The following is a 23,734-nucleotide window of genomic DNA, read 5'->3' as shown; positions in this document are numbered from 1 at the left end:
AATAAAAAATTGATGAAAAAATTATTTTGTGTAGCCTCATTTTTACTGATTGGCTTTTATACTTTCGCCCAAGAAAGTACAACTTTAGAAACTACTTCAACCCAAACAAAAACTGTTAAAAACAACTCGGAAGGAAACAATGAAATTAAGTTAAACGTAGCATACCTTTTAGGTGGAATTCCTGAAATTGGCTATGCTTATTTGATCAATGATGAGTCGAGTGTTGGTCTGGATGTTTTATTTGCAATTGATGATGAATTAGACATTAAATTTGCGTTAACACCTTATTATAGAGTCTATTTTGGCAATAAAAAAGCAACAGGTTTTTTTGTTGAAGGTTTTGGTATGTTGAATGTAGTTAATAACGAATATTATTACGATCCTTTTTATTATGACTACAACAATGATATTAATTACCCTAACAGTTCATATGACCCTAAAAATGAAACTGATTTTGCATTGGGAGTTTCTGTTGGTGGAAAATTTATGACAAACAGTGGGTTTGTTTTTGAGGTTTATGGTGGTGCTGGTAGAAATTTATTTAGCAATAATTCAGACGATTTTGTACCTCGCTTTGGTTTGACTTTTGGAAAACGATTTTAATAAAATTTAATATAAAAATGAAAAAATTAATATTTGCATTCACAATTTTAGCGTGTACACTTAGTCAGGCTCAAAATGAAGTTAAAATTGATTTGTTTGATGGTTTAATTTTAAAATCTATTGAAGTTTCATACGAACATTTTTTAAATGAAGAATCTTCGTTAGGAATTTCAGCTTTTTTTAACCTTGATGAAGGTGCAAGTTTTAGCTACAACGAAAAAACAATGTTTACACCATATTTTCGCCACCATTTTCAGTCAAGAACAAATTGGAGGTTTTTTGGAGAAGTATTTATAGGTGTTAATAGTGGTGAAAAAGAAATTAAAATTAAGGATGCGCCTAACACCTTTAAAAATTATACCGATGGCGCATTGGGTATTGCTGTTGGTACAAAATATGTATCGCCAAAAGGATTTGTAATTGATATTTTTGGAGGAATAGGTAGAAATTTATTTAATTCAAATGCACCTTCAATTGTACCTAGAGCAGGAATTAATATTGGTTATAGAATTAATTAAAAAAATTTCATAAAAAAAGGCTCTCTAAAAACTAAGTATCCATCATTCCGAATTTGTTTCAGAATCTCATCACATTGATCATTTATCAATTAGAACCTAAATCAAGTTCAGGTAGACGAGTTTTAATACTTTTTAGAGAGCCCTTTTTTATGCTTTTTAATAAAAAAATTACATTTTCATTAACCAGTTTTTAACATCAACTTCTTCTTTAATAATTGCTTTTAAATCGGCAATTTTAACACGTTTTTGATCCATAGTATCTCTGTAACGAATGGTAACAGCATCGTCTGTTAAAGTTTCGTGATCTACCGTAATACAAAACGGTGTTCCGTTTGCATCTTGTCTTCTATAACGTCTTCCAACGGCATCTTTTTCATCGTAAGCAACATTGAAATCCCATTTCAAATCTTCTACAATTTTACGCGCAACTTCAGGTAAACCATCTTTTTTAACCAATGGTAAAATAGCTGCTTTTACAGGTGCTAAAACTGCTGGTAATTTTAAAACTGTACGTGTTGTTCCATTTTCTAATTCTTCATCTTGCAAAGCGTGAGAGAAAACAGCCAAAAACATACGGTCTAAACCAATAGAAGTTTCAACCACATAAGGAATATAATGTTCGTTTATTTCTGGATCAAAATAGTTTAATTTTTTACCTGAATATTTTTCGTGACTAGATAAATCAAAATCTGTACGCGAATGAATTCCTTCTAATTCTTTAAAACCAAATGGGAATTTAAATTCAATATCAGCAGCAGCATCAGCATAATGTGCTAATTTTTCGTGGTCATGAAAACGATAATTATCAGCTCCCATTCCTAAAGAAAGGTGCCATTTTAAACGCGTTTCTTTCCACTGTTCGTACCATTCTTTTTGAGTTCCAGGACGTACAAAAAATTGCATTTCCATTTGTTCAAATTCACGCATACGGAAAATAAACTGACGCGCAACTATTTCATTTCTAAATGCTTTACCCGTTTGAGCAATTCCAAACGGAATTTTCATTCTACCTGTTTTTTGCACATTTAAAAAGTTAACAAAAATACCTTGAGCAGTTTCAGGACGTAAATACAAGTCCATTGCAGTATCTGCAGATGCACCTAATTTAGTACCAAACATAAGGTTGAATTGCTTAACATCTGTCCAGTTTTTTGAACCTGAAAGCGGACAGCCAATTTCCAATTCTTCAATCAATGCTTTAACATCAGCCAAATCTTCTTTTTCTAAAGATTGTCCCATGCGTTTTAAAATAGCATTGCCTTGATTTTTATATTCTACAACGCGAGCATTGGTAGCCAAAAATTGTTCTTTATCAAAAGATGCTCCAAAACGTTTAGCAGCTTTTTCAACTTCTTTTTCAATTTTAGCATCTAGTTTTCCAACGTAATCTTCAATAAGTACATCGGCTCTATATCTTTTTTTAGAATCTTTATTGTCAATTAAAGGATCATTGAAGGCATCTACGTGACCCGAAGCTTTCCAAGTGGTTGGATGCATAAAAATTGCAGCATCTAAGCCAACAATATTTTCGTGCATTTGAACCATTGCTTTCCACCAATAGTCTCTAATATTTTTCTTTAATTCTACACCGTTTTGAGCATAGTCATATACTGCACTCAAACCATCGTAAATTTCACTAGATTGAAATACGTATCCGTATTCTTTTGCGTGTGAAACTACTTTTTTAAATTGATCTTCTTGATTTGCCATCTTGCAAAAATAGTAAAGGTTTTAATTCTAAAAAATAAAAAAGTGGAAATAGCTTAAACTATTTCCACTCAATTAACATTAAATAATTTTAATTGGGATTTTGTAGATTACTTTAAAGTAACTGTACCAACACCGCTATTAACATCATCAACATATATATTAACAGTGTATACACCTGATTCTAAAGCGTCTCTGTTAACTTCAACTAATGAAATTACAGACACATCTTGATTTAAATAATCAATAATAGTTCTATCACTATAAGTTACAGTTGTACCATCAACAAGCATTAATTCACCAGCGTTTCCAATAGTATTTCCTTTAGGATCAATAATTTGAATATAAACTTCTCTTTCTCCTTGCTCAGCAATTGCATTGTTAGCTACTGTAAAATTAATTCTAAAAGCATCTGTATTTTTAGACCTTTCAGTTTCTACTAACTTTCCGTTAGATTTCTCACGCATTGACAATACTTTAATAGTATTTACCTTTAAAATAGAACCAATAGCAACTTTTTCACTTAAATCAACATTTTTAATTGTTAAAGTATCGTTTATTGCTCTTTGGGTTGAAATTGTTGTATTTGCACTATCTAAACCTTTAAGTAGCAATTTATTTTTCTTATTTAACTCTTCATTCATAGCAAACAACTCTTTATTAGATGCTTCTAATTTTTCAATTTGTTTTCTGTAACGACTAATTAAACTATAATTAACTGCTTTTAAATTTTTAACTGAGTCTCTTAATGCAATAATTTTATCGCGCTCAATTGCTAATTCATCTGCCATTGCAGTATTTTCTCCAATAGCATTTTCATATTTAACAATCATGCTATCTAAATTTAACTCAATCTCAGATTTTTCAGCTTCAATTGCGTTGGTAATTTCTTTGTGTTCTTTATTTAAATAGAATGTATAACCCAAAACACCCGCCAATAATATAGCTAATGCAATGATTATAAGTTTACTATTTGATTTTTTATTTTCTTCCATGATATAAATTTTATGTATTTAATAATTCAACGCAAATTACGTAAATAAATTACATAATATATAATAAATATTTTTTGGGGTTACATTTAAAAAGCAGAGATAAATTTAACCATTCTTTTATTAATTTCATATTTTTTTATGGTTTGTTTCAAAAAATTCATCATTTTTATTTTAAATTGTGAAACAAAAATGGTGTTGCTATGAATATTTTAAAAGACATCTACGCTATATTTTATCCTGATGTATGCTTATGCTGCCATAAACAGCTAACTTCTAACGAACTAATAGTTTGTATTGAATGCAGACACGATTTACCATTAACCAATTTTAGTAATGAAAAAGACAATGCCATTGAGCAGTCTTTTTACGGTAGAATTCCTGTTAAAAATGCAACTGCTTTGTTCTATTTTTTCAAAAAAGGGAACGTTCAAGAATTGATTCATGCGCTTAAATATAAAAATCAACAACAAGTTGGAACCTTTTTAGGTAATTGGCTTGGAAATGAGATCTTTGAAAGTAGTAGATTTTTAAATATTGACTATATTATACCTGTGCCTCTTCATCCTAAAAAAATGAAAACAAGGGGTTACAACCAAGTAACAACATTTGGCAAAAGTTTGTCTAAAAAATTAGACATTCCGTTTAATGAAACAATTTTAAAAAGAAACTTATTTACAAATACACAATCTAAAAAAATACGATTGAGCAGATGGCAAAATGTTTCAAATCAATTTATTATTGAAGATGATTTAGCTTTAGAAAACAAGCATATTTTGTTAATTGATGATATTATTACAACAGGTGCTACACTTGAAGCTTGTTGCAAAGCATTTGAAAAAACCAAAAACATTAAAATTAGTATTGCTTGTATGGCATACACTAAATAAATAAATTGTTATTTTGCACTAAATTTTTTTTATGAATTTTAGTTTTAATAAAATTTTAATCTTACTAGCCGTTATTTTTACATTTGTAAATTGCGCAAAAAGAGGTCGACCAACTGGAGGTGAAAAAGACCTTACAGCTCCTATTTTAATTAGCGCTAGTCCAAGTCAGGAAAGTACACAATTTAGTGCTAAAAAAATTAAAATCTATTTTGATGAATTTATAAAGTTAAAAGATGTTAACAAACAATTAATAGTATCACCACCACTTAAAAGCACGCTAGATATTATACCTGTTGGTACAGCAAGTAAAATATTAACCATTAAAATAACAGATACTTTAAAAGAAAACACCACTTATACCATTAATTTTGGAAATAGTGTAGTTGATAATAACGAAGGAAATCAATTAAAAAGTTTTAAATACGTTTTTTCCACAGGTTCTTATATAGATTCGCTAAAACTTAAAGGAAGTGTTTATGATGCCCTTAGCCAAAAAACGGATGAAGATGTTATAGTAATGTTATATGAAATTGATTCAACTTTTAAAGATTCAATTATATACAAAGAAAAACCAATGTACGTAACTAGTACACTAGATAGCACCAATTTTGAATTGACAAACCTTAAAGAAGGTAAATATTTGGCATTGGCTTTAAAACAAAATAACAAAAATTACATTTACAATCCTAAACAAGATAAAATAGGTTTTTTAAAAGACCCCATTACTTTACCAACCGATACGGTTTTAAATATTCCAATTTTTAAAGAAGAAATTCCGTTTAAATTTATCAAAGCCATTCAAACTTCAAAAGGACACATCTATTTTGGTTATGAAGGAGATGGTAAAGATTTTAAAATTAAATTATTAGATGAAATTTCAAACGACTCTATAACAACCCAAACAGTTTTTGAAAAAGACAAGGATACGCTTAGTTTTTGGCACAAACCTTTTGAAATAGACTCTTTGCAATTTGAAGTTCGCAATTTAAATTTTATTGATACGGTTACTGTAAGAACAAAATCGACCAAACAAGATACTTTAATTTTAAAAAGTAATTATAGCACTTTAAATCCGCTAGATACTTTTGCAATCAATGCAAATATCCCAATTCAAAAAATTGATATTTCAAAAATTACGGTTTTCAATAAAGATTCTATTGCGGTTCCTTTTACTACTGAAATCGACTCGTACAAAAAAAATCTTTCGCTTTTATTTAAAAATGAATTCGACAATCAATATAAAATTAATTTACTCCCTGAAACTATTTATGATGTATTTGGAAACACAAACGACACCTTAGTTTACTCAGTAAAAACAAAAAAAATTGAAGATTTTGGTGCTATTAATTTTCAGGTTTCAAATGTAAATTCACCTGTAATAATTCAACTAATTACAGACAAAGAAGAAGTCGTGGTTTTTGAACGCATTAGCCAAGACCAAACCGTTTCATTTAAATATTTACAACCAAAAAAATACAGAGTTAGAGCTATATTTGATGACAACAACAATGGCATTTGGGATACAGGAAATTATTTATTAAAACGCTATCCCGAAAAAATTCTTTATCTAGATACAGTGTTTGAATTAAGGGCAAATTGGGATTTAAATGAAAATTTTACATTTAAATAAATCGAATTAAACTGAGCTTGTAAATATTATGATAGAATTTATTACTTTTGCAAACACAAAATCGACCTATTGAATCGTTTATTTAAAATAATTAACCCCCTAATCTTTTGCTTTTTAATAGCAACTACACACGCTCAAGACAAAAGCAGTCATGAAATAGGCTTTATTTTTGGCTCCGCATCATTTACAACAGATTATGGTGAAAGATATGATTTTCAGTCAAACGTAGGTGGAAATGTAGGTCCTGGATTTGGTCTTGTTTATTATTTAAATTTTACAGACTACCGATATAAATGGAACCAAAGAACCAATTATTTTCAAGAACATTTTAGATTGCGATCTGAGTTGTCATATATGCAATCAAATTTAGAACACTATGGTATTTATGCCGAGACACCATCCTATGCAGGTGAACAATTAAGAGCTATGCATGGTAAAACACAAGTTTTTAATGTAGGTGCTCAACTCGAATTTCATATTGTAGATATTGTAGATTTTGCAACACGACATTATGCTAAGTTAAATTTCTCACCTTATGTTAGCTTAGGTTTAATGGCCGATTTTTACAACCCCTCTTTAAAATCTGATTTAGGAGATTGGAGAGAAGATCCAAGCGTATTGTATCCTAAATGGGCTGTTCCTGGAGCTGTTGATGTTTCAGCAGGCATTACAGGTTCTTTAACTTGGGGAGCTGGAACGAGATTAAGATTGGGTGAATATTCCGATTTATTATTAGAGGCACGCTGGCAATACTTTTTCTCTAACTGGGTTGATGGTTTAAATGCCAAACCCGATCCGGCTAATAAATACAACGACTGGTTGCTTTTTGTGCATTTTGGCTATGTATACTATCTAAATTAGCACTCCCCTTAATGTGTTAAACCAATTTTTTAAGTTGAAGTACAACGCCTAAGTGAATTCCTTCGTGAAATAAATTAAAATCAATAGCATCTTCAATAGATGTTAATGTTATATTTACACTTGTAGTATATTCAGTATAATTTTTAAAAATTCCATTACTGTAATCTTCATCTAATTTAACAGGTAATTGCAACAATTGCGCTTTAATAATAGCAAACTCATCATCAGAAATATGATAATTAGGAGCTGTCTCCTTCTTAAAATTTTCAATCATTTCATCAGAAACCATACAATCTAAACCCGATAATTTATAACACAATAATTGTTGCGTTACAACCAAATGTGCCACATTCCAAGCAATATTGTTTTTAAAACCTGTTGGTATTTTATTTATTTGTTCGTTGGTAAGAGGTGCTATTACCTTAAGTAGCATTTCTCTGGTTTTTAATAGGGTATCAAATCTTTTTTGCATGTTTAATGAATTTTTATTTTGAGTTTCCAAATTTAATATAAAAAGGTTTTAATTTTACTTCAATTATAAATTATAAAAATGAAAAAAATATACTACCTAAAAACCTGTGATACTTGTGTTAAAATTTTAAAAGAAATGGACACTTCTGAATACGTTTTACAAGAAATAAAAACAACACCAATTACGGTAAAACAATTGGATGAATTGTTTGAAATGACCAAAAGTTACGAAGTGCTGTTTAGCCGAAGAGCAAAAAAATACCAGCAAATGGATTTAAAAAATCAAACTTTAACCGAAAAAGATTACCGACAACTAATTTTAGATGAATACACCTTTTTAAAACGTCCTGTAATTATAAACAACACCGAAGTTTACGTTGGAAACACAAAAAAAAGAGTTGACAATATTTGATAATTAAGTAATTATCTAATAAAAAAACAATTTCATAATCTATAATCTATATAAATTAGCATAAAAAATTCTTTTTTTAATAAATAAAGTTATTTTTACAATACTAAACTTTAATTATATATAATTATGAAATTCAAATTATTATTATTTGTCATTGCATTTTTTACACTCAATGCTACTTTCGCTCAATTCTATGTATCAGCCAGTGGAGGCTATAGCATAGGTTCTGCAGGAATTTTAACGGGAACTTCTTTAAACACCGCTCAAGACAAAGCTACTAACCACTATGGTAGCTACGGTGAAGGTTTTAACGCACAACTTAGAGGTGGTTATTTTTTTAACAAAATGTTTGGCCTTGAATTAGCACTAGGTTACTTAGGTGGGTCTGATCAAAATATTTCTTCTTATTTAAAAAAGGACAATGGTGACATTAAAGAATATACTGAAGGACAGGCACATGCTGAGGCTTTTGGAATTAACTTGGCACTTGCGTACAATTTTAACGAAAACTTTTACGGAAAAATTGGTGTAGTCTCTAAATTAGGCGGAAAAACAGAAGCTACATTTACAAAAACAACACCTACTCCTTTTGGTCCAATTGTCGCTAATGGTATTAACGATTTTCACGGTAGACCACCATTAGGATTTACTGCTGCTTTTGGTTACAAATACAAATTAACAAACAACTTAAACTTGTTTGCTGAATTAGAATATTTAGGAATTAACGTTACTAGAGATACTTCTGAATTTAGTGAATTGACAATTGATTATCCTGCGGTACCTCAAGGTTCATTAGGAGGTGGGCAACCTGCAGCTACAATACCTTCAGGTACATGGAATTTAGGTGATGCACCTTTAAACCACCCTGTTTATGGAATTATTTACGCACCTTCAGAGATAGATTATGTAGATTCATTACCTGAGCCAAATACAGACCCTTCAAAATCATTATCATCTGTAGCACCTTATTCTTCATTTGGAATAAACATTGGTATTACGTATACTTTTTCAAAAAAGGAAGCTAAATAAGCCACTTTTTAACTAAACAAAAAAGCCTTTTCAAATGTTGAAAAGGCTTTTTTTATGCGTAAAATATTATCTCCAATACTTTTCAACCCAAGGTGCTGGTTGCACGTAACGATACCATTTACCGCGTCCGCCTTTTACCGCTTTATGCGGATTTATTTCACCGTGAAAAATAATAATTTTTGCACCTGGAGGTATGGTTGGTTTTTTCCAAACTGAAATAGGAAAACGCGAATTGCAATCGTATTTATAACTTGGACACCACTCTTTTGGCCAATATTGTAATTTTCCTTTATCGTTAATAGCGTGGGTTAAATACTCCTGTTCGTTTCTGTGTTTTTTTAAAACCGCGTCAGAACCCGCAATAAAATCGTCAAAAACATAACCGTGCTTACCAATATCAAATCTATAAACCGATGAGTTTCCTGTAATTCTCCAACTTCTCCAGCCGTGGTCTTTTATAATTCTAAATTCACCTTCAACTTCAAAAAAACAATCAATATTGTCTACAATTACAATGTCTAAATCTAAAAACAAAGCACGCCCTTGTAAACCATATAAATCTTCTTTTAATGTGGTTAATTTTTTCCACATACGTTCAGGAAGATTGGAATCTAAATTAATTTCTGGAATAGGAAAGCATTGCACATCATCAATAATTCCCGTAGTATCATCAGTAAAACAAACCATTTTAAAAGGGTAAGTTAAATTGCGATTTACCATAGAATATAATCTGTTTACATACTCGGCACCATATAAAGTACCCCATTTCATACAAAAAATATAATTAGTGTTTTCTGAATTATTCTCCATGCTTTTCTAATATATGTAAATATTCAACTGTTTCAGTTGCTTTGTGATTTCTGTTTTCGGTCTTATCAGCCTTAAATCGCTGATATTTTGTTGTTTTCAGACTGTAATTTCCGTAGGCTTTCATAATTGTTTTCACCTCATTTTCAGTCATTAAACCTTCATTATTATAACTTAAAAAAATGTATTTAAAGTTAGCGTTTTTTATCAATTCATCGAAAGATTTTTTGACTTGATTTTTTTTGCAATAAGCCGAACGATAATAGTCTCGCAAACCTGTTTTACCTTTTGGTATAAACGCATCGTACTTGGCAATTGTTGTAAGCAAATGATAATTTGAACCATATTGCCTGGCATTGTATGGCGGATCTAAGTATAAAATATCTCCTTTTATTTTATGAATTAGCTCATTGCCATCTTCATTAAAAACTTGATTTATATTTTTTGAAATTTCAAATATTGCTGGCTCAAGTATCATTTTTTTTTGAGCAGATTTCTTTAGTTTTTTTAAATATGCACCGTAAACTGAAGCTGTATTTGCCACTTTATCGGCACTTTCAATTAAACTGGCTAATAAAAAAAAGTATTCATTTTTAGTAATATCTTTTGAAATTTTCCAGGCTTCAATTTGCATTCTAATAGCATCAATTTTTTGACCATTTTCAGCCGAAAAATACAACCTATCTGCACTCCCATTTTCACAATAATTTTCAAAAATAAAACCTTTAACGCCTTCTAAATTATTTAAAAAATCGAAATATTTTTCAGAATCTAAAGCGACCGAATTGCCAATATAATTACAATTTAAAACATAACTGTAAAACTCAACATCATTTGCTATTACTTGCTTTACCAACAATTTAAAATTACGCCCAACAATGCCAGTACCCGCAAACAAATCGCAAAAAACCAACTCAGACAAATCTGCTTTAACAGTTTCCTGAATTGCCTTTTTAAGAAATGATGATAATTTATGTTTGGAACCTATATAATTCAATGTTAGTTTAATTTTATTTACTTACAATTTGGCTTTGACTTTAGACTTTAACTTTGACCTAGACTTTGACTTTTGACTTTTGACTTTTGACTGAGTTCTGGCTTCGACTACGCTCAGCCACCAGAACTTTAACTTTGACTCTGACTTTTGACTTTAAACTTTAAACTTTAAACTTTAGACTTTGACTTTAGACTTTAAACTTTATTATCTCATTTAATTGCCCAAATAACATCAGCAAATACTGTTTTATTTTCAAAAGTAAATGTTTGTAGTTTTGAGCGGTCAAAATTACTTAAATAAGTTGAGATTATTTTTTTTAACCAAAGTATTTCGGCTTTTAATTTCCAATGTTCCGTTTGATGCTCAAAATCAATAAGCACAACAAAAATTCTGTTTTTAAAGTGCTTTCTTTGTTCTGCACTTTGATTGTTGTACAACCATTCAATTAATTCCATTTTATGATTAATAGCATAGGGAATTGATTTTTTAAATCCTTTTGGAAATACCGTCGTTTTATGGTCTAACGGAATGTTTTCAATATAAAAATCAATGTATTTGTCTTTTAAATTTGGATTTTGTTTTACAATTTTAGCTTCACAAAAAATACTTTCAACCGCTTTTGCAGACCAAAAATTATACCACCTATTTAAAGCATAGTTTTGTAAATCGTCAAAATTTTGATTGTTTTTAAATGCACTTTCAATGGTATTTAAAAGTGTTTCAAAATCAGGTATTTTGTAAATAAAATTAGTTTGCTTGTCAAATAAATCTATTTGTTTTCTTCCCCAAAAATAGTTGTAATTCAACCGTTTTTTAAGTTCAATTTCAAGCAATTCAAAATTCATTTTTTATAAAAATGAAAGTTTTACAACTTTACCATTCACATCAAAATTCACGTGTCTACCTAAAATCAATCCACGATTGTCTTTTATATGTCCCGCAGGAAAATTAAAAGCTACCGGAAAATTGTATTCAGCAACAATATCTGAAATAATTTGATAGGCATTTTTACCAAACGGAACCGTATTGTCGTGCATATCTGTCATACTACCAACAACCAAACCTTTTAAATTATCAAAATAACCATTGCGTTTCAAATTCATCATCATTCGATCTATGTGGTATAAATATTCGTCCAAATCTTCAATAAACAATATTTTGCCAACGGTTTTTAAAGATGAATCACTACCTAGCAAACTATATAAAATAGATAAATTTCCACCTATAAACTCGCCACGGGTATTTCCTTTTCTATTTATTTCAGAAGTAGGAATTTCATAAGAAATAGCGTTGCTAAACAAGCATTTTTTTAAAGATTTTATGGCCTTTTCTGTACTTTTTGAAATGTCTATAGGCATTAATGCATGCAGTGTTTCAATACCAAAACTGTGAATTTGATTGTGCAAAACGGTAATATCAGAATAGCCAATAACCCATTTAGGTTGCTTTTTAAATTGCGTAAAATCTAGCGATTCTACAATTCGCACAGTTCCGTAACCGCCGCGTGCACACCAAATGGCTTTTATTGTAGGATTGTCTAGCATTTGCTGAAAATCGGCAGCACGTTGCGCGTCGGTTCCTGCAAACTGATTGTCTTCTAATCCAATTGTATCGCCAATAATTACTTTTAAACCCCAACTTTCTAATAAACTAATGGCTGGTTGAATTTCTTTTAAGGTGATTTTTCGAGCCGTAGATACAATAGCAACGGTATCTTTTGGCTGTAAATAGTTAGGCTGAATCATATATATTAAAAATAAATCTTATTGCAAAATACGAAAACAGTTTCAACTATTCAATTTTCTAATAAACAATCCTTATTTTTGCACTTTCTTAAACAAATTTTGATGAGCAATTCACAAAGATATACCATTACAGCAGCGCTACCTTATACTAACGGACCAGTACATATTGGGCATTTAGCAGGGGTTTATGTACCTGCTGATATTTATGCACGTTTTTTACGTGCCACCGGAAACGATGTAATTTACATTTGCGGATCAGACGAGCATGGTGTGCCAATTACCATAAAAGCTAAAAAAGAAGGTGTTTCTCCACAAGATATTGTAGATAAATACAATGCTATTATAAAAAAGTCTTTTGAAGATTTTGGAATTTCTTTTGATAATTATTCGCGTACTTCAGCTGAAATTCATCATAAAACAGCTTCAGAATTTTTTAAAAAATTATACGACGAAGATAAATTTATTGAAGAATCTACCGAGCAATTATACGATGAGGAAGCCAATCAGTTTTTAGCCGATCGTTTTGTAATTGGAACTTGCCCTAAATGTGGCAACGAAGAAAGTTATGGCGACCAATGCGAAAAATGTGGAACCAGCCACAATGCAACAGATCTAATCAATCCAAAATCTGCCATTACAGGAAACGTTCCTACTATGAAAGTGACCAAACACTGGTATTTACCTTTAGATAAATACGAGCAATGGTTAAGAGAATGGATTGTTGAAGGTCATAAAAACGACTGGAAAACAAATGTATTAGGACAAGTAAAATCGTGGTTAGACGATGGTTTAAAACCTAGAGCAGTAACACGCGATTTAGACTGGGGAATTCCTGTACCTGTTGAAGGTGGAGAAGGCAAAGTTTTATACGTTTGGTTTGATGCGCCTATTGGCTATATTTCATCTACCAAAGAATGGGCCGCGCGCGAAGGAAAAGATTGGGAACCTTATTGGAAAGATAAGGACACTAAATTGATTCACTTTATTGGAAAAGACAATATTGTTTTTCATTGTATTATTTTTCCGGCAATGTTAAAAGCCGAAGGAAGTTATATTTTACCTGAAAATGTACCAGCCAACGAATTTTTAAATTTAGAGGGCGATAAAATTTCAACTTCAAAAAATTGGGCGGTTTGGTTGCACGAATATTTAGAAGATTTTCCAAATCAGCAAGATGTTTTACGCTATGCCTTAACAGCCAATGCACCTGAAACTAAAGACAATGATTTTACTTGGAAAGATTTTCAGGCAAGAAACAACAACGAGTTGGTTGCCATTTTTGGAAACTTTATCAACAGAGTTGTTGTGCTGACCAATAAATATTACGAAGGTGTTGTTCCTGAACCAAATGAGTTGAGCGATGTGGACAATGAAACCTTAGAAAAATTACAAAAATACCCATCAATAATAGCCAATTCTATAGACCGTTACCGTTTTAGAGAAGCTTCGCAAGAATTGATGAATTTAGCCCGTTTAGGAAATAAATATTTGGCTGATGAAGAGCCTTGGAAATTGATAAAAACAGATCCAGAACGTGTAAAAACAATTATGTATGTTGCTTTGCAAATTGCAACAGGACTTTCAATTGTATGCGAGCCATTTTTACCTTTTACTTCAACAAAATTAAAAGGTATTTTAAATATTGCTGAAAGTGTTAAATGGGATGATATTGCTGAAGCTGATACTTTAATTGCCACAAATCACAAAATAGGTCAGGCTGAGTTGTTATTTGCTAAAATTGAAGATGAAGAAATTCAAAAACAATTGGATAAACTAGAAGCTACAAAACAAGCCAATGAAGCAGAAAATAAAACAGTTGAACCGCAAAAAGAAACCATACAATTTGACGATTTTACCAAATTAGATATGCGTGTTGGTACCATTTTAGAAGCTGTAAAAGTGCCTAAAACTAAAAAATTACTACAACTAAAAGTAGATGTAGGAATTGATGTTAGAACCATTGTTTCTGGTATTGCTGAAAGTTTTGAACCTTCAGCAATTATAGGTCAAAAAGTAACTGTTTTGGTAAATTTAGCACCGCGTGTTTTAAAAGGTATTGAAAGTCAGGGAATGATTTTAATGACCAACACTCCTGATGGAAAACTAGCTTTTATTGAGCCTCAAAACGGTTCGGTTACCAATGGTGAACAAATAAGTTAAAATAAAAAGATTCAAATTAAACCCTTCTATATAGTTAATTTATTAAACTATTTAGAAGGGTTTTTTGTTTGTACAATTTTCAAAAAAAAAACATACACTTCAGAAAAAAATTGTAATTTTAAAAATCAAAACCCCATTTTATTAAAATATTGAAAAATAATAATATCTACCGCCCAAACCTCATATTAAACGATGCCTTTTAAAAATTTACCTAAGTAGCTACCTTCATTTAAATTTAACAAATCAATTGTTATATTTAATTTGTTAAAACAAGTTAAGTACTTGTAGGTAAAAAATATCGTTTAAATAAAATTCAACAAATAATTAAGGGCAACTGAATATTAGCATAATTTTAAAAAACACATTATGAAACCAATTGACTTTACCCCATTAAATTATAATATTCTTTTAGTTGAAGATAATAAAACCAATCAAATATTAACTAAAACCCGATTGGAAATGTGGAATTGTAAAGTTGATATTGCCGAAAATGGTATAGAAGCAATTGAGAAAACTCAAAACAACTTATACAATGTAGTTTTAATGGATGTAGAAATGCCTGTGATGAATGGTTGTGATGCTACCAAAATTATTAGAAATAATATTTCTACAGCAGTTTCAAAAATTCCAATTATAGGGATGTCTGGACACGATTCAATTGATGAAATCAAAAAAATGAAGGATGCTGGAATGGATGACTGTATAATTAAACCCTTTAAAACGGAAGCATTTTATAACATTCTATTAAAATATGCTTTAAAACAGCTTTAAATATAAACCTAATTACTTTTTTAGCTTAAATATTTATTTCCAAACTACCTTCAACAGCATACAAATTATTCGTAAAAAACATCAGTTTACAGCGTTTTTAAGTTGAGACAATTAACACACTTATTATAAACTTTTTACTCCAAATAAGGCTATCTGATTTAATATTTTAATTGTTCTCAATATCTAAGTATTCTAAACCTTCATATTGCAGCAAATAAGCTTCATTTAAATTTGGAGGTTGTGTTTTGTCTGCAACATTACCCAAACCTACACCAGCAAAAACAACTTTGGCTTGTTGATTACGTGCATGATGTTTGAATGTTTCCATCCAAATTACATCAAAAGTTATTGGAAAATCTGATATACTACCAACTTTTACAATTACAAAATAACGTTGGTTATTTTTATCTATACAAACAAATTGCGGATTTCTTTTTAATTGACTATTAACTGCTAAAAATTCATAGCCTTTAGCTTCTAAATCTTTACCAACAATGTTCATTGCTAAATTATGTAGTTCTTGTTTTGTAAGTGGTCTACTCATTTTAAAAAAGGGTATAAAAAAATCCGATACAAATATATCGGATTTTTATTAATTTATTTTCAAACAATGGACTATCCACCAAAGTCATCAAAACGAATGTTCTCATCGGCTAAACCAAAGTCTTCACCCATTTTTTGAACAGCTTTGTTCATTAAAGGAGGTCCACAGAAATACAATTCTAAATCTTCAGGAGACTCATGTTTAGATAAATATTCATCAATTACAGCTTGATGTACAAAACCTGTAAATCCATCTCCATTTGTATCGTTAGCATCTTTCTTATTCACCCAATTATCTTCAGGTGCAGGTTCAGATAACACCAAGTAAAATTTAAAGTTAGGGAAATCTTTTTCTAAATCGTAGAAATGTTTCAAGTAGAACAATTCGCGTTTAGAACGACCACCATACCAATAAGTTACTTTTCTACCCGTTTTTAAGGTTTTGAAAAGGTGATATAAGTGAGAACGCATTGGCGCCATACCAGCTCCACCACCAACATATAACATTTCTGCATCAGAATCATTGATAAAAAATTCTCCATAAGGACCAGAAATAGTTACTTTGTCACCTTTTTTACGAGAGAAAATATATGAAGAAGCAACACCAGGGTTTACACTCATCCAACCATTTTTAGCTCTATCCCAAGGTGGAGTAGCAATACGTACGTTTAACATAATTTCTCTTCCTTCAGCAGGGTAAGAAGCCATAGAATAAGCACGTTCAACCAATTCGGTATTTTTCATTTTTAAATCCCATAAACCGAATTTATCCCATTCCATTTGGAATTTATCAGGAGTTTCATGTTCTTCAGGATGTGCAGTAATGTCAATATCTTTAAAATCAATTTCGCAAGCTGGAATTTCAATTTGAATATATCCACCAGCTTTGTAGCCCATATCTTCAGGAATTTCAACTACAAATTCTTTAATAAAAGATGCAACGTTGTAATTACGTACAACTGTAGCTTCCCATTTTTTAATACCAAATACTTCTTCAGGAATGGTAATATCCATATCCTGTTTTACTTTTACCTGACAAGCCAAACGAGCTCCATGCTTTAATTCTTGACGTGTAAAGTGAGGTGTTTCTGTTGGTAAAGCTTCACCTCCACCAGAGTTTACATGACATTCACATTGAATACAAGTTCCACCACCACCACAAGCAGAAGGTAAAAATATTTTAGCATTTCCTAAAGTTGACAATAAAGAACCTCCAGAAGCTACTTCAATTTCACGTTCACCATTGATTCTGATTTTTACAGGACCAGAAGGTGATAATTTTTGTTTTACTACCAATAATAATGCAACCAACAATAGTGTTATCACTAAAAATGCGATTACAGTTGCTACAATAGTACCTAGGGTATTTGCTGCTAATATCATCATTATTCTTTAATTTCGTTTTCGTTAGTAGCTAATTCTTCAGCAGGTGCAATTACCTCCTCTTCTACTTTTACTTCTTCAAAAGTAGTATTTTCTTGTTCTGTAATACTTACAACTTGTTCTGTAGCTGCTTCTTCTTCACCACCACCAGTTAACATACCACCAAAACTCATAAATCCAATAGCCATTAAACCTGTAATAATAAAGGTAATTCCTAAACCTCTTAAAGGAGCAGGCACATTTGAATATCTAATTTTCTCACGAATAGCTGCAATAGCTAAAATAGCTAAAAACCATCCTATACCAGAGCTTACGCCATAGTTAAATGCCAAGCCAACAGTTGGAATTTCACGAGATTGCATAAATAAAGACCCTCCTAAAATTGCACAGTTTACGGCAATTAGTGGTAAAAATATACCCAATGAGTTATATAAAGAAGGTGAAAATTTTTCAACAATTATTTCTACCAATTGCACCATAGTTGCAATGGTAGCAATAAACATAATAAATGATAAAAAACTTAAATCGTATTGCGCATATTCTGGTCCTAACCAAACTAACGCACCGTCTTTTAAAATATAAGTATCTAATAACCAGTTTAAAGGAACTGTAATTGCCATTACAAATATAACAGCAGCACCTAAACCAACAGCGGTTGATACTTTTTTAGATACAGCAAGGTACGAACACATTCCAAGGAATGTTGCAAAGACCATGTTATCTATAAATATTGCTTTAAAAAATAATTCTAAATGCTCCATAGTTTAGTTATCTTCAATTAATGATGTGTTTCTTGAGCGTTGCACCCAAATTATAATTCCTAAAGTAATTAATGCCATTGGAGCCAACAACATAAAACCGTTGTTTTCATAACCAAATGCATAAACACCTGTTTTTTCGATTGGATCACCTAAAACCTTAAATCCTAGTAATGAACCAGAACCTAACAATTCTCTAAAAAATCCTACAATGATTAAAATTACAGCATAACCTAATGCATTTCCAATACCATCTAAGAAGGATCTCCAAGGTCCGTTAGCCAAAGCAAAAGCTTCAAAACGTCCCATAATAATACAGTTAGTAATAATTAATCCAACAAATACAGAAAGCGTTTTACTAAGCTCATAAGCATAAGCTTTTAAAACCTGGTCAACTATAATTACCAAAGCTGCAACAACAATAAGTTGTACGATAATTCTAATTTTTGAAGGAATAATATTTCTCATTAATGATATTACTACGTTTCCTGCACTTAATACAAATAACACTGCAATACCCATTACAATTGAAGCCTTTAAATCGGCAGTAATTGCCAAAGCAGAACAGATACCCAATACCTGAATGGTAATAGGGTTATTATCTGATAAAGGGTCTGTAATTAATTTAGTATCTTTTTTTGATAAAAGTCCCATAAATTATTGCTTTAAAGTTTTAAAATAAGGTAAATACAATTGCAAATCTTTTTTAAGCATTGCAGCCAAACCATTACCAGTAATAGTAGCTCCAGCAATTGCGTCTACCGCAAAATCATCTTTTCTCAAGTTTTTTGGATCAGCATTGCCTTTGGCAACATCAACACCTTTAAACTCATCTCCATCCATAATATGCTCACCTGCAAAATCGTCCATAAAAAAACGTTCTTTTATGTTTGATCCTAAACCTGGTGTTTCACCTGCGTGGTCAAAATACACACCTTGAATAACCAATTGGTTATCTAAAGCTACATAACCCCAAATGGCATCCCATAGACCTTTACCTCTTACAGGCACAATGTAAAATTCTTTGTTATCTTTTTCACCAATAAACAAAGGTAATCTTCTTTTATAACTAGGGTTTTTTGCTTTTTCAGCTTCAACTTTGATATCTATTAAATAAGCATTGCTATCTTCAACAAAATCAGCTCCTGTAATTACCAATTGTTTTACAATGTATTTAGAAAAATCACTTTCTACATTTGCTTTTGAAACAAATTCAACGCTGGTTTCGTCGTTATTATTAACACCCATTGCGTATAAAATATTCTGTTGCTTTTCAATACGTTTATTTTCGGCTATTTTTTCTTTTAAAGAAGAAGCCACAAATGCTAATAATGCACCAACAATAAGTACCATTGCTGTTGCAAAAGCCACTGTATATCCGTTACTTTCAGTATTTCTTGCCATTTGTTATACTGTTTTTGGTTTTAAACGTTTCAACCTTCTTTTTACATTTCCTTGAACCACATAATGGTCAATAGTAGGTGCAAAAACGTTCATTAATAAAATTGCTAACATTACGCCTTCTGGATACGCTGGATTGAATACACGAATCATAATTGAAATAAATCCAATTAAGAAACCATAAATCCATTTACCTTTATTAGTTTGTGAAGCTGTTACTGGATCTGTTGCCATAAATACAACTCCAAATGCAAAACCTCCAATTAATAAATGATGCCAAAAAACAGTATTCATTAAAGTATAAAAACCACTACTTGGTGTTATCCATCCAAAATTAACTACACTGTTAAATATTAGTCCCATTGTTAATGCCCCAAGTACTCCTGAAAGCATAATTCTCCAACTTCCAATTTTTGAAAAGATTAAAAACAATCCTGCCAATAAAATTAAGAAAGTAGAAGTTTCACCAACTGATCCAGGAATAAATCCCCAGAACATATCAGATACTGAATAAACCAACTCTTTTCCTTGTGCTAAGGCTCCTAAAATAGTTTCACCTGAAATAGCATCAAGATTGGCTCCTGCAGCAATTTCGTTAGCTCTTTCAACAGCTCCTTCAACCCAAACTTTATCTCCACTCATCCAAGTTGGATATGCAAAGAATAAAAATGCTCTAATTGTTAAAGCTGGATTTAGAATATTCATTCCTGTTCCACCAAAAACTTCTTTTCCAATAACTACTCCAAAAATAACAGCTACTGAAAGCATCCATAATGGAATATCAACAGGAACAATTAAAGGAACTAACATACCTGTTACCAAATAACCTTCCTCTACTTCGTGACCTTTAATAATTGCAAAAATAAATTCAACTCCCAATCCAACAACATAAGACACTATAACTAAAGGAATAATTTTCATTGCTCCTAAAGAAAATGCTGCCCAAGATAAAAAAGGCACATCTTCTACAAGTGCTTGATAATGTTGAAAACCTGTATTAAATATTCCAAAGATTAAACAAGGAATCAATGCCAATACAACGGTATTCATTGTTCTTTTTAAATCATCAGCTGCTCTAACGTGACCACCCGAGTGTGTAGTTTCATTAGGTGTAAATAAAAAAGTATGAAAAGCGCTAAAAGCAGGTAACCACTTTTTACCTTTTCCTTTTTCTTTTATATTATGTAATTTTTCTTTTAAACCCATAATCTTATCCTATTTCTTTTAACATTAAATCCAAACCTTTTCTAATAATTTCTTGATGTGGTTGTTTAGAAACACACACAAATTCAGTCAAGGCAAAATCTTCTGGCGCAACTTCGTACATTCCTAATTGTTCCATTTCGTCCAAATCTTTATACATACATGCTTTTAAAATTTGCATTGGATAAATATCTAACGGAAATACCTCTTCATAATTACCAGTTACCACAAAGGCTCTGTGCTCACCATTGGTATTTGTATTTAAATCGAATTTTTTATTTGGAAACAACCATGAAAAAGTCAAGGCTCTTGAAGTAGATATTTTATTAAAAACTGGCATTGTCCAACCAAATAATTCATAATCATCACCCTCAGGGATAACTGTAATCATATTGTCGTAATAACCTAAAGCGCTTTTTAACGTTTTAATTTTACCAGTTAAAACATTTCCACTTATAATTCTGTTGTTATCTCCTTTTAATTTACCTTCAACTATTGAAGAAATTGTTGAACCAATTTTAGTTGTATAATATTTTGGTGCTTCAACTGACGAACCTGCTAAAGCAACAATACGCTCTGCATTAAATTTACCAGTTAATAACAACTCACCAATAATTACCAAATCTTGTGGATTAACAGTCCAAACCACTTCACCTTTATTAACAGGATCTATTTTAGCAATTTGAGTACCAACATTACCAACAGGATGCGGACCTGAAACTTTGTGTAAAGTAATATCATTTAACCCTGAAAATGGAGAATTTGCACTTTTACCAATTGAAACATGCAATTGACCGCTTGTTAATTTACTTAAAGCTGTAACAGCTGCCTGCAACTCCTTTTGTTTACCAGCCAACACATAATCATAATCTGCGGCTAATGGAGCACTTGCATACGCTGAAACAAAAATAGCTTTTGGTGTTTTTGCAGGATCTGCAATTACATCATACGGTCTTTGTTTGATAAATGGCCAACAACCAGCAGTTAATAAATGGCTTTTAATCTCATTAGCATTTAATGCTTTTGGATCTTTTACACCAAAATCTACAAATTGTTGTTCATTATCTGCTTCAATTTTAAGAGCGATAATTTTTCTTTTCTCACCACGAATTATATCAACCAACTCACCACTTACTGGCGATGGAAATTTCATGTCTTCATTGGCTTTATTGTAAAAAACTGTTTCACCAGCCTTTAATTTAGCACCAACTTTAACCGATAATTTTGGGACAATACTGTGGAAATCTTCAGGTTTTAGAGTACAGATACTCGAAGACTTAGCTTTCTCGGTAACCTTCTCAGCCTCACCTACAAGCTTTATGTCTAAACCTTTTTTAATTTGAATGTCTTGTGACATATATTTTAGTTTATTTTTTAGTCCATAAAAACGAAGCAAAAATAACAAATTTCAAATTTAGTTTGATAGTTTTTGTCATTTTTTTACTAAAACGAAATAATTCAATAAATTTTAGATTACTTTAGTAGCTATCCTTACTAAAATATACGATTTTTGTTTTGGTATAATTTTTGAAAAGCACATACAATTATTTATTTTTAACTATTTTGAAATATTTATTTACCCTCATACTTTTTTTATTTGTTAGTCAATTTGGCTATTCGCAGTCTAATTTTGAAGATGCCGAAAACATTAAATCGGTTATTTTTAAAGCAAATACCACCAATTCATATGTACCAATTTTAAGACAAGGTGAAGAATTGATTCTTATTTTTGATGATTTAAATGCTGATGAAAGCAACTTTTATTATAAAATTGAACATTGCAATGCAAATTGGTCTCCTTCAAATTTATCAACTATTGAATATATCAATGGTTTTGCCGAAGAAAAAATAAGAACTTTTCAAAATTCATTCAACACTTATTTGCCTTACACAAATTATCAGGTAACACTTCCAAATAGAGATACCAAATTTAAAATTTCAGGCAATTACACAGTTTCAATTTTAAATGACAACGGTCAGGTGGTGTTAAAACGCCGTTTTATTATTTACGAAACCAATACAACAGTTGCAGTTACAATGCGTCAAAGTAGAGATATTGCAAACATAGACAAGCAACAAACTGTTCAATTTACCATTAACAACAATAGTTTAACCATTAACAATCCTAGCGAAGAAATAATGCCCGTTTTACTTCAAAATAACAATTGGCAAACGGCAATAAGTGGTTTAAAACCTCAATTTATTAGAGGCAATCAATTGCTTTATTTGTACGACAAAGAAACTACTTATTGGGGTGGAAATGAATTTTGGGGATTTGACACAAAAGACCTTAGATCTGGCACCAAAGACATTGGAAGAATTGAACTTGGCTCTGATATTTACCATACTTATTTATATACAAATGAAGAACAAATTGGAAAACCGTATACTTTAAACCCCGATATTAACGGCAATTTTGTTATTAGAACTTTAAACGGCGAATACAACAATGTTGAAGCAGATTATAGCTGGGTACACTTTTCTCTCGACTGTCTTGAAGATCTTAGAGGTAAAGAAATTTTTGTAAGCGGAAACTACAACAATTGGGCTTTAAACGATTTAAATAAAATGCAATACAACCAAGATACCAATTTGTATGAAGCGACTATTTTAATGAAACAAGGTTTTTACAATTATCAATTTGCCACCAAAGATTTACAAGGCAATATCAGTTTTCACGATATTGATGGCTCTCACTACCAAACTGAGAACGACTATACCATTATTGTGTATTACAAACCGTTTGGAGCAAGATACACAAGGGCAGTTGGAGTTGGCATGTTGGCATCTAAAATCTCTTCAAACTAAAATTAATTTACAAAAATTTAGTATCTTTGAAATTGAACAAAGAAT

The 23,734-nt window shown here is 31.0% G+C and carries 24 protein-coding genes; 10 read left to right on the top strand and 14 right to left on the bottom strand.

Going from position 1 to position 23,734, the window contains the following annotated elements:
• Nucleotides 1-12 precede the first annotated feature (12 nt).
• Together EC396_RS01300 and EC396_RS01295 are read left to right on the top strand one after the other, a co-directional pair.
• Nucleotides 13-603 carry a DUF3575 domain-containing protein gene (locus EC396_RS01300; protein ID WP_129364884.1) on the top strand — a complete coding sequence of 197 codons (591 nt, stop codon included), beginning with the start codon at nt 13-15 and terminating at the stop codon, nt 601-603.
• A 17-nt stretch (nt 604-620) separates the two neighbouring features.
• The gene (locus EC396_RS01295) at nt 621-1,121 is read left to right on the top strand and encodes a hypothetical protein (protein WP_129364883.1); all 501 of its coding nucleotides are present in this window, start codon (nt 621-623) and stop codon (nt 1,119-1,121) included.
• A gap of 168 nt (nt 1,122-1,289) precedes the next feature.
• On the opposite strand, the gene EC396_RS01290 is transcribed toward EC396_RS01295, so the two are convergent.
• Entirely contained in the window at nt 1,290-2,831 is a 1,542-nt protein-coding gene (locus EC396_RS01290) for a glycine--tRNA ligase (protein WP_129364882.1), read from the bottom strand.
• A gap of 107 nt (nt 2,832-2,938) precedes the next feature.
• A complete protein-coding gene (locus EC396_RS01285; RefSeq protein ID WP_129364881.1) occupies nt 2,939-3,823 on the bottom strand; it encodes a hypothetical protein in 885 nt (294 codons plus the stop codon).
• A 200-nt stretch (nt 3,824-4,023) separates the two neighbouring features.
• Between EC396_RS01285 and EC396_RS01280 the strand changes: the two genes are divergently transcribed.
• The 3 genes from EC396_RS01280 (at nt 4,024) to EC396_RS01270 (ending at nt 7,201) form a co-directional block, all read left to right on the top strand.
• The gene (locus tag EC396_RS01280) at nt 4,024-4,710 is read left to right on the top strand and encodes a ComF family protein (protein WP_129364880.1); all 687 of its coding nucleotides are present in this window, start codon (nt 4,024-4,026) and stop codon (nt 4,708-4,710) included.
• Nucleotides 4,711-4,741: 31 nt separating this feature from the next.
• The gene (locus EC396_RS01275) at nt 4,742-6,340 is read left to right on the top strand and encodes an Ig-like domain-containing protein (protein WP_129364879.1); all 1,599 of its coding nucleotides are present in this window, start codon (nt 4,742-4,744) and stop codon (nt 6,338-6,340) included.
• 69 nt (nt 6,341-6,409) lie between these two features.
• A complete protein-coding gene (locus EC396_RS01270) occupies nt 6,410-7,201 on the top strand; it encodes a glutamate dehydrogenase (RefSeq protein WP_129364878.1) in 792 nt (263 codons plus the stop codon).
• A gap of 16 nt (nt 7,202-7,217) precedes the next feature.
• On the opposite strand, the gene EC396_RS01265 is transcribed toward EC396_RS01270, so the two are convergent.
• Complete coding sequence (locus tag EC396_RS01265; protein WP_129364877.1) at nt 7,218-7,673, bottom strand: DinB family protein; 456 nt, start codon at nt 7,671-7,673, stop codon at nt 7,218-7,220.
• Nucleotides 7,674-7,751: 78 nt separating this feature from the next.
• On the opposite strand from EC396_RS01265, the gene EC396_RS01260 reads away from it, so the two are divergent.
• Together EC396_RS01260 and EC396_RS01255 are read left to right on the top strand one after the other, a co-directional pair.
• A complete protein-coding gene (locus tag EC396_RS01260) occupies nt 7,752-8,084 on the top strand; it encodes an arsenate reductase family protein (RefSeq protein ID WP_129364876.1) in 333 nt (110 codons plus the stop codon).
• Between the two features lie 126 nt (nt 8,085-8,210).
• Nucleotides 8,211-9,113: an outer membrane beta-barrel protein gene (locus EC396_RS01255; protein WP_129364875.1), complete on the top strand. Its 903-nt coding sequence runs from the start codon at nt 8,211-8,213 to the stop codon at nt 9,111-9,113.
• A 66-nt stretch (nt 9,114-9,179) separates the two neighbouring features.
• Here the strand turns inward: EC396_RS01255 and EC396_RS01250 are convergent, their stop codons facing one another.
• From EC396_RS01250 to EC396_RS01235, 4 genes are all read right to left on the bottom strand, one after another.
• Nucleotides 9,180-9,923 (bottom strand): glycosyltransferase, encoded by a 744-nt coding sequence (locus EC396_RS01250; protein ID WP_129364874.1) that lies wholly within the window; start codon nt 9,921-9,923, stop codon nt 9,180-9,182.
• Nucleotides 9,913-10,917, bottom strand: a complete 1,005-nt coding sequence (locus tag EC396_RS01245) for a DNA adenine methylase (RefSeq protein ID WP_129364873.1) — start codon at nt 10,915-10,917, stop codon at nt 9,913-9,915. The genes EC396_RS01250 and EC396_RS01245 overlap by 11 nt, the downstream gene beginning before the upstream one ends.
• A gap of 209 nt (nt 10,918-11,126) precedes the next feature.
• Complete coding sequence (locus EC396_RS01240) at nt 11,127-11,762, bottom strand: hypothetical protein (RefSeq protein ID WP_129364872.1); 636 nt, start codon at nt 11,760-11,762, stop codon at nt 11,127-11,129.
• Nucleotides 11,763-11,765: 3 nt separating this feature from the next.
• The gene (locus EC396_RS01235; RefSeq protein WP_129364871.1) at nt 11,766-12,662 is read right to left on the bottom strand and encodes an LD-carboxypeptidase; all 897 of its coding nucleotides are present in this window, start codon (nt 12,660-12,662) and stop codon (nt 11,766-11,768) included.
• 102 nt (nt 12,663-12,764) lie between these two features.
• Between EC396_RS01235 and metG the strand changes: the two genes are divergently transcribed.
• Nucleotides 12,765-14,822 carry a methionine--tRNA ligase gene (metG, locus tag EC396_RS01230; protein WP_205757893.1) on the top strand — a complete coding sequence of 686 codons (2,058 nt, stop codon included), beginning with the start codon at nt 12,765-12,767 and terminating at the stop codon, nt 14,820-14,822.
• Between the two features lie 366 nt (nt 14,823-15,188).
• A complete protein-coding gene (locus EC396_RS01225; protein WP_129364870.1) occupies nt 15,189-15,593 on the top strand; it encodes a response regulator in 405 nt (134 codons plus the stop codon).
• 166 nt (nt 15,594-15,759) lie between these two features.
• Here the strand turns inward: EC396_RS01225 and EC396_RS01220 are convergent, their stop codons facing one another.
• From EC396_RS01220 to EC396_RS01190, 7 genes are all read right to left on the bottom strand, one after another.
• The gene (locus EC396_RS01220; RefSeq protein WP_129364869.1) at nt 15,760-16,137 is read right to left on the bottom strand and encodes a Na(+)-translocating NADH-quinone reductase subunit F; all 378 of its coding nucleotides are present in this window, start codon (nt 16,135-16,137) and stop codon (nt 15,760-15,762) included.
• A 71-nt stretch (nt 16,138-16,208) separates the two neighbouring features.
• Nucleotides 16,209-17,519, bottom strand: a complete 1,311-nt coding sequence (gene nqrF / locus EC396_RS01215; protein WP_129364921.1) for an NADH:ubiquinone reductase (Na(+)-transporting) subunit F — start codon at nt 17,517-17,519, stop codon at nt 16,209-16,211.
• A gap of 2 nt (nt 17,520-17,521) precedes the next feature.
• On the bottom strand, nt 17,522-18,280 hold the full coding sequence (gene nqrE, locus EC396_RS01210) for an NADH:ubiquinone reductase (Na(+)-transporting) subunit E (protein ID WP_129364868.1): 759 nt from the start codon (nt 18,278-18,280) through the stop codon (nt 17,522-17,524).
• 3 nt (nt 18,281-18,283) lie between these two features.
• Nucleotides 18,284-18,931, bottom strand: a complete 648-nt coding sequence (locus tag EC396_RS01205; RefSeq protein WP_129364867.1) for an NADH:ubiquinone reductase (Na(+)-transporting) subunit D — start codon at nt 18,929-18,931, stop codon at nt 18,284-18,286.
• A gap of 3 nt (nt 18,932-18,934) precedes the next feature.
• Nucleotides 18,935-19,681, bottom strand: a complete 747-nt coding sequence (locus tag EC396_RS01200; RefSeq protein ID WP_129364866.1) for a Na(+)-translocating NADH-quinone reductase subunit C — start codon at nt 19,679-19,681, stop codon at nt 18,935-18,937.
• Nucleotides 19,682-19,684: 3 nt separating this feature from the next.
• Nucleotides 19,685-20,884 (bottom strand): NADH:ubiquinone reductase (Na(+)-transporting) subunit B, encoded by a 1,200-nt coding sequence (locus EC396_RS01195; RefSeq protein WP_129364865.1) that lies wholly within the window; start codon nt 20,882-20,884, stop codon nt 19,685-19,687.
• Between the two features lie 4 nt (nt 20,885-20,888).
• Nucleotides 20,889-22,238, bottom strand: coding sequence for a Na(+)-translocating NADH-quinone reductase subunit A (locus tag EC396_RS01190; RefSeq protein ID WP_129364864.1), 1,350 nt, complete (start codon nt 22,236-22,238; stop codon nt 20,889-20,891).
• 206 nt (nt 22,239-22,444) lie between these two features.
• Between EC396_RS01190 and EC396_RS01185 the strand changes: the two genes are divergently transcribed.
• Complete coding sequence (locus EC396_RS01185; RefSeq protein ID WP_164975176.1) at nt 22,445-23,689, top strand: DUF5103 domain-containing protein; 1,245 nt, start codon at nt 22,445-22,447, stop codon at nt 23,687-23,689.
• Nucleotides 23,690-23,734 lie beyond the last annotated feature (45 nt).

This window comes from Lutibacter sp. HS1-25 (assembly GCF_004121075.1).
Lineage (GTDB): Bacteria > Bacteroidota > Bacteroidia > Flavobacteriales > Flavobacteriaceae > Lutibacter.
The sequence above is the reverse complement of the archived record's forward strand: the minus strand, read 5'-3'. Positions and strand labels throughout refer to the sequence as shown.

Coding starts and splice junctions, on each gene's coding strand:
- nqrE (WP_129364868.1), bottom strand. CDS start 18,280: ATGGAGCATTTAGAATTATTTTTTAAAGCAATATTTATAGATAACATG.
- EC396_RS01295 (WP_129364883.1), top strand. CDS start 621: ATGAAAAAATTAATATTTGCATTCACAATTTTAGCGTGTACACTTAGT.
- metG (WP_205757893.1), top strand. CDS start 12,765: ATGAGCAATTCACAAAGATATACCATTACAGCAGCGCTACCTTATACT.
- EC396_RS01280 (WP_129364880.1), top strand. CDS start 4,024: ATGAATATTTTAAAAGACATCTACGCTATATTTTATCCTGATGTATGC.
- EC396_RS01285 (WP_129364881.1), bottom strand. CDS start 3,823: ATGGAAGAAAATAAAAAATCAAATAGTAAACTTATAATCATTGCATTA.
- EC396_RS01300 (WP_129364884.1), top strand. CDS start 13: ATGAAAAAATTATTTTGTGTAGCCTCATTTTTACTGATTGGCTTTTAT.
- EC396_RS01265 (WP_129364877.1), bottom strand. CDS start 7,673: ATGCAAAAAAGATTTGATACCCTATTAAAAACCAGAGAAATGCTACTT.
- EC396_RS01250 (WP_129364874.1), bottom strand. CDS start 9,923: ATGGAGAATAATTCAGAAAACACTAATTATATTTTTTGTATGAAATGG.
- EC396_RS01255 (WP_129364875.1), top strand. CDS start 8,211: ATGAAATTCAAATTATTATTATTTGTCATTGCATTTTTTACACTCAAT.
- EC396_RS01195 (WP_129364865.1), bottom strand. CDS start 20,884: ATGGGTTTAAAAGAAAAATTACATAATATAAAAGAAAAAGGAAAAGGT.
- EC396_RS01290 (WP_129364882.1), bottom strand. CDS start 2,831: ATGGCAAATCAAGAAGATCAATTTAAAAAAGTAGTTTCACACGCAAAA.
- EC396_RS01225 (WP_129364870.1), top strand. CDS start 15,189: ATGAAACCAATTGACTTTACCCCATTAAATTATAATATTCTTTTAGTT.
- EC396_RS01260 (WP_129364876.1), top strand. CDS start 7,752: ATGAAAAAAATATACTACCTAAAAACCTGTGATACTTGTGTTAAAATT.
- EC396_RS01200 (WP_129364866.1), bottom strand. CDS start 19,681: ATGGCAAGAAATACTGAAAGTAACGGATATACAGTGGCTTTTGCAACA.
- EC396_RS01190 (WP_129364864.1), bottom strand. CDS start 22,238: ATGTCACAAGACATTCAAATTAAAAAAGGTTTAGACATAAAGCTTGTA.
- nqrF (WP_129364921.1), bottom strand. CDS start 17,519: ATGATATTAGCAGCAAATACCCTAGGTACTATTGTAGCAACTGTAATC.
- EC396_RS01240 (WP_129364872.1), bottom strand. CDS start 11,762: ATGAATTTTGAATTGCTTGAAATTGAACTTAAAAAACGGTTGAATTAC.
- EC396_RS01235 (WP_129364871.1), bottom strand. CDS start 12,662: ATGATTCAGCCTAACTATTTACAGCCAAAAGATACCGTTGCTATTGTA.
- EC396_RS01205 (WP_129364867.1), bottom strand. CDS start 18,931: ATGGGACTTTTATCAAAAAAAGATACTAAATTAATTACAGACCCTTTA.
- EC396_RS01220 (WP_129364869.1), bottom strand. CDS start 16,137: ATGAGTAGACCACTTACAAAACAAGAACTACATAATTTAGCAATGAAC.
- EC396_RS01275 (WP_129364879.1), top strand. CDS start 4,742: ATGAATTTTAGTTTTAATAAAATTTTAATCTTACTAGCCGTTATTTTT.